This is a genomic window from Candidatus Methanosphaera massiliense (genome assembly GCF_028890305.1).
GTDB lineage: Archaea > Methanobacteriota > Methanobacteria > Methanobacteriales > Methanobacteriaceae > Methanosphaera > Methanosphaera massiliense.
Genome location: NZ_JARBXM010000001.1, coordinates 847,312 through 860,421, shown reverse-complemented (window position 1 = coordinate 860,421; position 13,110 = coordinate 847,312). Strand labels below are relative to the sequence as shown.

Annotated in this window: 11 protein-coding genes and 1 tRNA gene; 5 read left to right on the top strand and 7 right to left on the bottom strand. The window is 29.2% G+C overall.

The window, feature by feature from the left end:
* The first annotated feature begins 30 nt into the window (after positions 1 to 30).
* Together OTK55_RS04085 and OTK55_RS04080 are read left to right on the top strand one after the other, a co-directional pair.
* Positions 31 to 1,620 (top strand): hypothetical protein, encoded by a 1,590-nt coding sequence (locus OTK55_RS04085; protein WP_274870758.1) that lies wholly within the window; start codon positions 31 to 33, stop codon positions 1,618 to 1,620.
* A 31-nt stretch (positions 1,621 to 1,651) separates the two neighbouring features.
* Positions 1,652 to 2,971 carry a UDP-glucose dehydrogenase family protein gene (locus OTK55_RS04080; protein WP_274870757.1) on the top strand — a complete coding sequence of 440 codons (1,320 nt, stop codon included), beginning with the start codon at positions 1,652 to 1,654 and terminating at the stop codon, positions 2,969 to 2,971.
* Positions 2,972 to 3,023: 52 nt separating this feature from the next.
* Here the strand turns inward: OTK55_RS04080 and OTK55_RS04075 are convergent, their stop codons facing one another.
* Positions 3,024 to 4,304 (bottom strand): DUF1616 domain-containing protein, encoded by a 1,281-nt coding sequence (locus tag OTK55_RS04075; protein WP_274870756.1) that lies wholly within the window; start codon positions 4,302 to 4,304, stop codon positions 3,024 to 3,026.
* Positions 4,305 to 4,433: 129 nt separating this feature from the next.
* Between OTK55_RS04075 and OTK55_RS04070 the strand changes: the two genes are divergently transcribed.
* Complete coding sequence (locus OTK55_RS04070; RefSeq protein WP_274870755.1) at positions 4,434 to 4,886, top strand: hypothetical protein; 453 nt, start codon at positions 4,434 to 4,436, stop codon at positions 4,884 to 4,886.
* 87 nt (positions 4,887 to 4,973) lie between these two features.
* A complete protein-coding gene (gene truD / locus OTK55_RS04065; RefSeq protein ID WP_274870754.1) occupies positions 4,974 to 6,224 on the top strand; it encodes a tRNA pseudouridine(13) synthase TruD in 1,251 nt (416 codons plus the stop codon).
* A gap of 33 nt (positions 6,225 to 6,257) precedes the next feature.
* Here truD and OTK55_RS04060 read toward each other — a convergent pair whose 3' ends face one another.
* From OTK55_RS04060 to thiC, 6 genes are all read right to left on the bottom strand, one after another.
* Complete coding sequence (locus OTK55_RS04060; protein WP_274870753.1) at positions 6,258 to 8,462, bottom strand: heavy metal translocating P-type ATPase; 2,205 nt, start codon at positions 8,460 to 8,462, stop codon at positions 6,258 to 6,260.
* Between the two features lie 11 nt (positions 8,463 to 8,473).
* Positions 8,474 to 8,701 carry a heavy-metal-associated domain-containing protein gene (locus OTK55_RS04055; RefSeq protein ID WP_274870752.1) on the bottom strand — a complete coding sequence of 76 codons (228 nt, stop codon included), beginning with the start codon at positions 8,699 to 8,701 and terminating at the stop codon, positions 8,474 to 8,476.
* Between the two features lie 157 nt (positions 8,702 to 8,858).
* Entirely contained in the window at positions 8,859 to 9,263 is a 405-nt protein-coding gene (locus tag OTK55_RS04050; RefSeq protein ID WP_274870751.1) for a DUF126 domain-containing protein, read from the bottom strand.
* Positions 9,264 to 9,364: 101 nt separating this feature from the next.
* Complete coding sequence (locus OTK55_RS04045) at positions 9,365 to 10,915, bottom strand: hypothetical protein (RefSeq protein WP_274870750.1); 1,551 nt, start codon at positions 10,913 to 10,915, stop codon at positions 9,365 to 9,367.
* Positions 10,916 to 11,121: 206 nt separating this feature from the next.
* Positions 11,122 to 11,292, bottom strand: coding sequence for a preprotein translocase subunit Sec61beta (locus tag OTK55_RS04040; protein WP_274870749.1), 171 nt, complete (start codon positions 11,290 to 11,292; stop codon positions 11,122 to 11,124).
* Between the two features lie 117 nt (positions 11,293 to 11,409).
* Positions 11,410 to 12,696, bottom strand: a complete 1,287-nt coding sequence (gene thiC / locus OTK55_RS04035; RefSeq protein ID WP_274870748.1) for a phosphomethylpyrimidine synthase — start codon at positions 12,694 to 12,696, stop codon at positions 11,410 to 11,412.
* Positions 12,697 to 12,873: 177 nt separating this feature from the next.
* Here thiC and OTK55_RS04030 point away from each other — a divergent pair.
* A tRNA-Met gene (locus OTK55_RS04030) sits at positions 12,874 to 12,982 on the top strand.
* The last annotated feature ends 128 nt before the right edge of the window (positions 12,983 to 13,110 follow it).

The following is a 13,110-nucleotide window of genomic DNA, read 5'->3' as shown; positions in this document are numbered from 1 at the left end:
TTATAAATAAGTTAGAAAAAGTGAATGATTATGGTTATTAGATTAAATAAGAGAAACTATTGGATACTTCCAGTGTTAATTGTGAGTATTGTAGCTTTAGTTATTACATTAACTAACGAATGGCCATTAAGTTGGGATGTTTATACTCATATTAATTATGCTATGACCTATATGAATTATGGTATTAATACTGTGGATCCATATCTAAATGCTCCTAGTGGAAAGACAATTGGTTATGCTCCACTGTTCCATTTCTTATTGATATTTGTTGCTTTTATTACTAATTCTAGTCTTTTATCTGCAGCAAAAGTATTTCAGGTAATACTTCCTATATTTTGTGTTTTCCTTCTATCTTATATTTCATATAAAATGTATAATGAGGTAGCTGGACTTGCAACAGGATTATTATTAATTTCTAGTTTCATGTTTTCTAGAATGTTTTATCCTATTCCTGAATCAGTGGCTATATTGTTTTTTGTCACAGGTATTTATTTGTATTACCTATCTATTGTTAATAAGAATATCTGGTATGGATTACTATCTGGATTAATGGCTTTATTAATATTATCTGTTCATTTCTCATCTTTTATTTATTATATGATATTGCTCTCAGTAATGATGGTTGTTGAGATTTTTAATGAAAAGAATTTGGATGGATTGAAAAGTTATATTCTTGCAATAATAGTCATTGGTCTTGTAGCAATACTTGGTATAGCTGCAATAGTTATGATTAGTCCATCACATATATCTCAAATATTTAGTGGATTTAATTCTATACTTTCTGACCCTATGTCATTATTTATGGGACAAAAAGCTATGGGACTTGAAAGATATATTAAATGTATAGGGTATTTACCTTTAATATTCGGTATTATTGGATTAATATACTCATTTAAAAATAGAGAATTATTATTTGTTTCAGCATGGACTTTAATTGCATTCATATTTAGTAATTTACATTGGTTTGGTATTCCAGTGTATACTTTTAGAATGTTATTATATGTGATTATGCCCGGTGTTATTATCGGAGGTTATGGTGTTGCAAAATTAGTTGAATATTTAGATACTAAACAGAAAGCAATTCCGATAATTTTAATTATACTACTCATAATTTTATCCATTGGTTCATGTTATAGTGCAATAAATGATGATAGTTTTAAAAATACATATAGTTCAACAGAAATATCAACTTATCCTATAGCTCCACCTACATCAGATGAAGTAGAAGTGATAAATTGGTTTGAAAGTAATGGTGACAAAAATGAATCCATACTTACAAATAACCAATTCTTTGGAATGATTATTTCAAGTACTGATGAAATGCCTATGCATTATAACTTTGATCAATTTACAAATCAATCATCAGGTAAATCCTCATTATCAGGACTTGAAAAAGAAAAGATAGGATACATAGTATATGATAAAAGCTTAGTACTTAATAATTCATCTGAATACTCAGAGTTAAGTGTACAGAAAGTAAATGGTAGTTATTATCCAACATACTACTTCACAAAAGAAATCACAAATGACACATTTGAAGAAATACAATTACCAAGCACAACAAAAGTATTTGAAAATAATAGATTTATAATATGCAGAGTAGATTCAAACGAAGAATAAAACATGAAATAATAGAGGAAAGGGAAATAAAATGAACATTACAATAATTGGAACTGGATATGTGGGACTAGTAACTGGAACTTGTTTCTCAGAAATGGGAAATGAAGTATACTGCGTAGATGTTATCGAAGAAAAAATTGAATCATTAAAAAAAGGAATAGTACCTATATACGAACCAGGTTTAAAAGAATTAATAGACACAAACTATAAAATAGGCAACTTACACTTCACAACAAACCTAGAAGAAGGATTAACTAACTCTGAAATATGTTTTATAGCAGTAGGTACCCCAATGGGAGAAGATGGAAGTGCAGATTTACAGTACGTAAGAGAAGTTGCAAAAGAAATAGGACAAACAATAACTCATGATATGATTGTTGTAGATAAATCAACAGTTCCTGTAGGAACAGCTGATGAAGTAAAAAATATAATTAACAGTGAATTAAATAAACGTGGACAAGAGTATAAAGTTACAGTAGTATCCAACCCAGAATTCTTAAAAGAAGGTAATGCAGTACAAGATTTCATGAGACCCGAAAGAATTATTGTTGGAACAGATAATGATGATGCTGCAGAATATATGAAAGAATTATATGAACCATTCACAAAAAATCATGATAGAATGATAATCATGGATATTAGAAGTGCTGAAATGACTAAATATGCATCAAATTCCATGCTTGCAAATAGAATATCATTCATGAATGAAATGGCAAACATCTGCGATAAAATTGGTGCAAATATAGATGAAGTAAGAAAAGGAATGGGTAGCGATTCACGTATAGGACATAGCTTCTTATATCCTGGATGTGGATATGGTGGTAGTTGTTTCCCTAAAGATGTTACAGCATTAATCAAAACAGCAAAAGATAATGATTATGATGCAACATTATTGAAAAGTGTGGAAACAGTGAATAATAATCAAAAACATTACATTAGCAAGAAAATTAAATCAGTATTAGGTGATGATTTATCTGATTATACATTTGCTATATGGGGTCTTGCATTTAAACCTGAAACAGATGATATGCGTGAAGCTTCATCAATTGTTATTATTAAAGATTTATTAGAAGCTGGAGCTACTATTAATGCATACGATCCTAAAGCTATGGATACAGCTAAAAATTTCTATCTTAAAGACTCAGATATAAATTATTATGAAGATAAATACTCAGTATTACATGATGCTGATGCTATTGTATTGGTCACAGAATGGAAAGAATTCAGAAGTCCAAACTTTGATAAAATAAAAACTCTTCTAAAACAGCCATTAATATTTGATGGTAGAAATCAATACAATAATAAATTAATGAAAAAATTAGATTTTAAATATTATGCTGTAGGAAAATAATTCCTACAACACTATTTTTATTATTTTTGATACTTTTTTTAATTAACTTTTTTTATGCTGATTCACTGTAATCCGAAGTTACATTACAATATAAATGGCGTATAACGTACGGTTTATTGTTTTTGTACAATACAAATTGAATGTCTTTTTGTCCCGGACTCATGGTTAAATTATATGGTAAAACCCATGATTGACCATTATTTAATGAAACAGGTTGTTCGGTTAATGTTTTATTTGTAGTATCATTATGAACTTCAACTCTAACTGTATAATTCATGTTTTTATGTTCCTGATTAGTAACGTTAAGTTGAACAGATACATTCTCACCATCAGTGAAGTTCACATAACCATTTGAATCTGCCGTTTTATTAATTCCGTTAACAACAAAAGTTGTGTTACCTTGGCCAAGATTCTCAGTAGTTGCGTATATTCCTGAACCTACAACTGCTAATATAGCTATTATAGCAAATATTAAAAGAACTATGTTAGTCCTTCTATGATAAAATCTCTCGTTGTTTGGAACTTTTCTAATTTTAATTAGATAAACTAATATAAGTATGACTGAAAGTATAACTAAGATAATTGAAACATATCTCATATTTAATTTACCATTAATTTGAACTATTATTAATCCAATTATAGACATGATAACTAAACTTGAAAATACTGCAATGGACATTCTTTCAACAACTAATAAGTCATCTTTTCTAGTAACCAATGTATTGATAATATAATATCCTGGAACAAATGCTATAAAAGGTATAATTGCAAAGTACCAAACATGAAGCACGTTAAATGGTGGTATTGTCATGCTTATTAATGTAAATACTGCTAATATTAATATTGCTAGTGAAGATATTTTTAAATATGATCCCCCATCATCTGTGAGATTTTCAATGTCATCAACTGTTTCAGCAATGTTTTCATTTATTTTACTTTCAGTAGTTAATCCCGAATTCTTTTTATTACCATTATTATCTCTAAATAAAAAGATTATCATTAAAATTATGGAAAATATAGATAATACTATATTTATATTATTTAATGAAATATCCATGAAATAAGTTACAATTATGGAACTAAGTAATGAAAAAACTAAACCAAAAGCTAGTATAAGTACAAATTTCCTAGTTAATTCTCTGAAACTCAATGATGGGTGTAATACTGATGTAGCACTAATACCTGCAATAAAAAAACCAATTGCAAATAATCCTATGTTAAAATACTGATTATATACTATAGATAAGTAAGAGATTATGATTGATATTAATGCTATAATAAATAGAATACTCATATATCTTGATGGTTTATTAACTATCTTATTCCCCTCCATTGGTTAGATAAGTAATATGTATATTATATTATTTTTTTATTAATTTTTAAAGTTTATTATAAAAAGAAGACAAGATAAAAGATATTTTTATTAAATAGAAAAATAAAAAATAATAATAACGTGATTTGAATGGAAGATAAAAAACTAGTACTATTTGTATTGGTACCCCTAATACTTATATTATCAATAGTTGCTGTTTATGGTATGTTACCAACTTTATTCAACGAAACAGGATTAAATGAAAGTTCAATTTCTCTTATGACAAATAATACCACTACAAATAATACGACAAACAATACCACTACCAATACAGATGACACAACTGATAGTTCAAGTAGCTCTGATAACACGGGAAGTTCATCTAGTAGTTCAGTAAGTTCTAGTAGCTCAGGTAGTTCTAGTAGTTCATCTTCATCATATTCAACTTCTAATAATAGACAATCTAGTAGTAGCATTAGAAGTTACACTGGTAGAAGTAGTAAAGGCAGTTCTTCATCTGGTAGTAGTTCTTCATCTGGTGGTAGCTCTAGTAGTTCTAGTGACAATAGTAATTCTGAATATTATATTTTAGATAACTACTAATTTACTTAACCTCCTTTTTTTATTCTTTTTTATATAATAAAAATTAACAGTTTTGTATATAATTTAAATTAATTTATAGGTTAGATTATGTTAAATGCGGAAAATTTTATAACAAAAAACAAAGGAACTGATGGTATAATACGTGAATCTAATGAGGATTTTTATGTTGAGGAAGTTCCACTAACTCTACCTTCTGGAGAAGGACCAAATACGTGGATACAAATAGAAAAAAATGGTAGAACTACTCTTGATGTTGTTCTTGATATGGCTAAGTCATTACATATTAGTCGTAAAAGAACCGGTTTTGCAGGAATGAAAGACAGGTCTGCCATTACTAGACAATGGCTATGTATAAGTAATATAACTCCTGAAGAATTACCTGACTTCAATGAAACATTACATAATGTAAAAGTATTAGATATACAAAAAAACCAGAAGAAACTCCGAATGGGTCAATTAAAAGGAAATAAATTCAAGATTAATATAAAAAACACTAATAATCCAAGTGAGGATAAAGAGATTGCTGAAGAAGTTTTAGAATCATTGAAAATCACAGGAGTTCCTAATTTTTATGGTTATCAACGTTTTGGAGAGATACGTTCAACTACACATCTTGTTGGTAAATGTCTTGTAGAAGATAATATAAAAAAAGCTGTTGATACTTATATAGGAAATCCAAATGATAAAGAACATAATCAACCTTATGAAGCAAGAAAATTATATGATGAAGGAAAACTTGAAGAATCATATAGTCTTATGCCAAAGAGTATGAGATATGAGAAATCTATGCTTAAGGTATTAATACAAGCAAAAGATAAGCATGGTGAAATAAGAGAAAAAGATTATATTCATGCAATTGAATCATTACCTAAACCATTGAAAAGAATGTTTGTGAATGCTTATGAATCATATTTATTTAATAAGATAATTAATGAAAGATCAAAGATAGGTATTAACAAATATTACCCTGGAGATATTATTATAGATTCTGAAGAGCATTGGGTTCATGAAATTGACGAAAATACTATTCAAGATGATATAGATAATTTCACAGTTAATCCGACTGCTCCTCTTCTAGGTTCTAAAGTACCTATAGCTGAAGGAAAAGAGGGGGAGATAGAACAAAGAGTAATGGATGAGGAAAATATAACTAAAAAAGATTTTGAATGTCCAAAAACACCAAAATTAGGTAGTCATGGTATAAGAAGATCAATCAGATTTAAAATTGAGGATACTCATGTTGAAGAAATAGATAATGGTATACGTGTTGAATTTTTTATTCCACGAGGATGTTATGCAACAAGTGTACTTCGTGAAATTATGAAAAAAAATGTATAAAAAATTAGAATAAAAAAAAGTATTAGAATGAATTTATATTTCATCCTTAAATACTTCTGGTACATATCCTCTTAAGAGTAAGGATAATGTTATAACTGTAACTGAGCTTAAAGCCATTGCAAATGCACTATATTCAGGTCTAAAGAATATATTCCAGGGTATTAGTATACCTGCTGCTAATGGAATTAATATTACGTTATATGCGAATGCCCAGAATAAATTAAGTCTTACTCTTGACATTGTTTTTTTACTTATTTGAATTCCAGCAACTGCATTTAATAAATCACCATTGATTAAAATAATATCTCCAGACTCAATTGCAACATCAGTTCCTGTACCTATTGCTATACCAACATCTGCCTTTGTTAAAGAAGGAGCATCATTGATACCATCACCAATAAATCCAACAATTTCGCCTTTACTTTGAAGTTCTTTTACATAATCTAGTTTTCCCTGTGGTAATACCTCAGCAATAACACCATCAATACCTACTTCTTGTGCTATTTTTTCTGCACTGTTTTTATTATCACCACTAACCATTGTTGTCTTAATACCTAAGTCATGGAATTCTTTGATTGCTTTCCTACTGTTTTCTTTTATCATATCTTCTACTGATATTATAGCAAGAACATTACTAGAATCTGCAAGAATTATACTTGTTTTCATATTAAGTTCTTCTTGTTCTAAATCGTTTAGAACATTATCAGGTATTGTTATATTAGCATCGGATAATATTTTTTTATTACCAATAAAGTATTGTGTATCATCAATTTTTGCTTTAACTCCTTTACCTGAAATATTTTCAAAATCATCTACAGTGAATAATTCAAATTCATTTTTATCTTTGTTATTAAATAATGCTGATGATATAGGATGTTGTGAAAACTGTTCTATAGATCTTGATATTTTTAATATTTCATCATCATATTTATCAGCAGTGTAATTAATTACATTAGATAATACTGGTTGTCCTACTGTAATTGTTCCTGTTTTATCAAGTAATACATGGGTTATTTGTTCTGATACTTCTAATGTTTCACCATCTTTTATTAGTATTCCATATTTAGCTGCTAATCCTACTCCTACTGTTAGTGCTGTAGGTATTGCTAATCCTAGTGCACATGGACATGCTACTACAATAATTGATATAAATATACTTAAACTGTATAAGAAGGGACTTCCAAATCCGATATACCATACAATAAAAGATATTAAAGCAATTACTAGGATTGCTGGTATGAAGTATGTTATTACTTTGTCTGCTAGTTTTTGTATTGGAGGTGCTGAATTTTGAGCATCCTGTACCATTGATATTATTTGTGATAATACTGTTTTATCTCCAGTGTTAGTAACTCTTAATTTAAAGGATCCGTCTTTATTAATTGATCCTCCTATAACCTCGTCACCTACTGTTTTTTGTACTGGTACTGACTCACCAGTTACTAATGATTCATCAACATAGCTTTTTCCTTCAATGACTTTTCCATCTATTGGTACTTTTTCACCCGGTTTAACTATTACTATGTTTCCTTTTAATACATCGTTTATATCTACTTTTTCTTGAACGATTTTACCGTCAATGTTTCTTTCTATTGTTGCTTCTGTTGCTTTTAGTTCAACTAAGTTGTTAATTGAGTCGGATGTTTTAGATTTTGCTCTGTCTTCAAGGTACTTACCTAGCATTAGGAATGCACCTAACATTATACTAGTATCATATAACATGAATTCTGAAGAGCCTAAAAGATTAAATGTACTTAATAAACTAGCTATAAATGACACACCCATACCTAGTGAATACATTACATCCATGTTTAAATTAAGATTTTTTACTGCATTGAATCCTGATTTAAAAATAGGATATGATACGTAAACAAATGGTATTACTGATATTGCTAGTGAAACGTATGGTTTGTTTGAGCCTAGGCCAAAGTCTCCAAACATTATAATCATTAATATTGCTGAGAAAAAGAATCCTACAATAATTCTGTATAGTTTCTGTTTTAGACTTTTTTGTCTTTGTTCTTCAACTTTTTCATTATTTATAGAATTATTATCATGAATACCCATGTAAATATACCCAATAGAATTAATCCTATCTCCAATATCCTCAAGTGTTACTACTTTTGGATTGTAGATTACATCTGCTGTTTCAGAGACAAGATTAACATGGGCTGAGTATACTCCGGGCATTTTTGATACTGCGGAGGTTACTGCTCTGGAACACATGACACAGGTCATGCCTCCAACATTTATGGTTTTTTTTTGATAGTTGCTGGGAAACCTATTGTGTCTAATGCACTTAAGATTTCTTCTACGTCTACTTGTTCATCGTCGTATGTGACTTTAACTTCTTTAGTATCTAAATCACAGTCTACATTGTCTATGTTGGAATTGTTTGTAAGTGTCTTTGTAATTGTATTTACACAAGCATTACAGTGCATATCCTGTACATCAAATACATCTTCTTTGCTGGACATTTCTTTCACTCCTTTTAAGTTTTATATAATTAATATTAATTAGATTATTATTAATTTTTGTTTTATATTTCAATACATTAATATGTATTAATATAACAATCATTATATTTAAATGTTTTTAAAAAATAAAACTAAAAAAATAATTTAAAAAAAAAGATTAATTTAAGGTAATGACTGCTTCATCTGCATCTACAGTGACAGTATCATTATCATTAATAGTAGATATAATATCTACACTAGGATTATCAACCATAGGAATTTTAGAAATAATAGCACCAATTGCAATAATAGGCTCAGCTTTCTGACAAATAATTGCCTTAGGAGCTGTGTTATTCTTTGCCATTTGATAAATTACATAAGAACCTACAGTAGATCCCTTACCTGAAGGAATAACCAATATTTTATCAGTAATACATTGATTATACAATTCATGTTTTTTATCTATAACAACACCATTATTAGGATCAACTCCACCTAAAAAACTAATAGGATCCTTTGTTACAATAGCATTACCCGTGTTTTTTCCCTTTGATATTTTTCTACATTTAATATTAGTAGACATACAGTCAAATACCTCCATATTTTAAAAAGAAAATTATATATTGTATTTTTTTCTATGTTTTCGTCTCTTCAAGGTTCGTTTTTTATGATATTTTTTGATATCTACTTTTTTCTAGAGGAATCCTCAGAAATAATTAAACCCTGTTCTCTTAAAGTCTGAGTGAAACTTTTACCATCAGATGATGATTCCGATGAAACATCTTTCTTAGGAGCCTCTTTTTTAGGAACCTCTTTTTTAGGAGCTTCTTTAGGAGTTTCTTCATTAACAACTTCATCAGATGCGTCTTCACCAGTTACAATTAAACCTTGCTCTCTTAAAGTCTGAGTGAAACTTTTACCATCAGATGAGGACTCGGAGGAAATATCTTTCTTAGGAGCTTCTTTAGGAGTTTCTTCCTTAGCAACTTCATCAGATGTGTCTTCACCAGTTGCAATTAAACCTTGCTCTCTTAAAGTCTGAGTGAAACTTTTACCATCAGATGATGATTCCGATGAAACATCTTTCTTAGGAGTCTCTTTCTTAGGAGCTTCTTTAGGGGTTTCTTCCTTAGCAACTTCATTAGGTGTGTCTTCACCAGTTGCAATTAAACCTTGCTCTCTTAAAGTCTGAGTGAAACTTTTACCATCAGATGATGATTCCGATGAAACATCTTTCTTAGGAGCCTCTTTTTTAGGAGCTTCTTTAGGAGTTTCTTCTGTAGCTTTTTCCTGGTTTAAAGATTTTTTAACTTTATCTTTAACTTTTTCAGAAATTTCCTTAGAAGCTTTTACTAATTTATCATCGGATAAATTATTTGTTTTGGAAGCCTCTTTTTTAGCTTTTCTTTCATCAGAAGCTTTTTTAACTTCATCTTTAACTTTATCACTGAATTCTTCAGATGTTTTTTTAACTTTATCAGAAAATTCCTCAGAAGCTTTTTTAGCTTTATCAGCTACAATTAAACCTTGTTCTCTTAAAGTCTGAGTGAAACTTTTTGCTGATGATGATGCTGATGATGATACTTTTTTAGCTCCTTCTTTAACTTTATCTGATGCTTTTTTAGATGTATTTTTTGCAGCAGTCTTAGTTGCATCTGCTGCTTTTTTAGATGCATTTTTAGCTGAGTCAGAAACTTTTTTAGATGTATTTTTTGCAGCAGTCTTAGTTGCATCTGCTACTTTTTTAGATGTGTTTTTAGCTGAGTCAGAAACTTTTTTAGATGTATTTTTTGCTGCAGTTTTTGTAGCATCTTTTGCTTTTGTTGTTGCTTCTTTAACTTTTTCGGATGTTTTATCTTTTATAGTTTCTTTTGGTTTTTCTTCTTCTGTTTCAGATTTAACTTTTGCTTCTTCAGCTTTCTTAGCCTCTTCAGCTTTTTTAGCTGCTTCTTTTTGACGTTTTTCTTCATTCTTTCTGATAATTATTTTAGATAATCCCGGAGCAACTCTTCTTTTTAGTTTAATTGATTCTTTTTGAATTATATAAGAAGCTTTATTTTGATAATCTGTTTCTTCTTCTGTTATTTTTGTTATTTTTATATCTTTATCTTGTGATCTTGGTTTTATTTGAGCCTTATGTAATACTTGTGCTGATCTTGGATTATTTCCAGCGATGTTATGAGGTTTATTAACTTCTGGAGTGTTATCAACAAAGTTATCATTATTATTAGTCATATTTTCCATTCCTTATTATTTTATTTTATACTTTCCCAACCCTATCAATATGAATAATTCATATTAATTTGACAATATTTGATTAAATATATAAAACTAAAAAATATTTTATGTATATTAATAATTATGTTTTTGATTAATAATATAAGTTTAGAATTAAAGAATAAGTAAAATAATTATTTAAAAATAAAAAAAATAGAAGAAGGTTAGTATCCAACACTAGTTGTGAATCTTAATGCTATACAAATTAAAGCAATTATTATTGTTCCAATTACTACTTGATTTGGTGTTAATTTGATTCCTGAAGTATCATCATCAAAATATCTTACAATACCTGCTCCACTAGCTGGTAATGATTTTCCTCGTTTTTTTGCCATTGAAGTTCCTCCCTTTATTTTTTTGTTTCCCTTTATGAATACATTAATTTGTTTAAATACTTATTGTTTTAATATATATTTTTAATTATATTAAAAAATATTGTTTTTTGTATGATTTTATTCGTTATCGTTTTCATGGTCTTTTATCATTTTTATTGCGCAGAAGTCTCCACACATACTGCACATGTCATCATCGGAAGTTTTTTCACTTTCATAATATTCTCTTGCAGTTTCACCATCTATTGCTAGTTCAAATTGTTTTTCCCAGTCAAAGTTATCTCTTGCTATTGCCATTTCTTTTTCTCTTTGTAATGTGCTTGGTATTTCTTTGGCTATGTCTGATACTTCTGCAGCTATTTTTGATGCTATTACTCCTTGTTTTACATGTTCTTTATTTGGAATACATAGATGTTCTGCTGGTGTTACATAGCATAGGAAGTCGGCTCCTGATGCTCCTGCTATACTTGCTCCTATTGCAGCAGTTATATGATCATATCCTGGTGCTACATCTGTTACTAATGGTCCTAGTACATAGAAAGGTGCTCCATCACAGATTGTTTTTTGTATCTGCATGTTTGCTTTTACTTGTGTTATTGGTACGTGTCCTGGACCTTCTACCATTACTTGTACTCCTGCTGCTCGTGATCTTTTTACTAATCTTCCTAGTGTTGTCAGTTCTCTTATTTGTGCTAAATCTGTTGCATCATTTGTACATCCTGGTCTTAAACCATCCCCTAAAGATAGTGTTACATCATATTCTCTACATATCTCGAGCAGATAATCAAATTCTTTGTATAATGGATTTTCTTTTTCATTATGCATTATCCAAGCAGCAGTTAATGCTCCACCTCTACTAACTATACCCATTATACGTTCAGCATCATCCACAGCTTTTATTGAATCTTGATTTATTCCACAGTGTACAGTTATAAAGTCTACACCTTCTTTTGCCTGATTTATTATGGTATTAAATATAGTGTCATCATCCATGTCAACTATTGCTTTACCTTTACCTGTTGTTTCTACTCCTGCTTCATATATTGGCACTGTTCCAAGAGGTATGTTAGTTCTTTCTCTTATTGCTTTTCTGATTTCATGTAATTTAGGGCCTGTACTTAAATCCATTACTGCATCAGCACCATATTTTACTAATATATCTAGTTTTTCTAATTCAACATTTATATCTTCCATTTCAGTAGATGAACCAATATTAGCATTTATTTTTGTGTGTAAATCTTTACCTATACCTGTTGGAAGAGTATTTGTAGTATTGTTTTTTGGTATAACTACTTTTCCAGAAGCTATGTATCTACGTAGTTTTTCAATGTCAATTTTTTCTTTTTTAGCTACATATTCCATTTCTGGTGTTATATTTCCTTTTCTTGCCTGTTCTAATTGTGTCACTATAAATACTCCCCTATTTTTCTTTATTTTATATCATTCATAATTATATTATATAATAGTATTTTTGTATAATATCTTATAATTGTTTTTAGTTTGAAAAATTTTAATTAATTTTGATATCATAACCATAAAGTATATATATTAACTATGACATAAAGTATAAATAAGCGTAGCCACGCCGGGGTGGCTCAGCTGGTTAGAGCGCACGGCTCATAGGGTATTAAGCAGAGCTCTGACTTTTTCCTGGGATACCGTGAGGTCGCGGGTTCGAATCCCGCCCCCGGCACTTATACTAAAAACATGAAATAGTATAAGTTATTTTAATGTATGTGATGAATACTTCATTCATATATTTTTGATTCTATTTTTATTAAATATTATAATGATTTCAACGATTATTTCATTTTGATATTA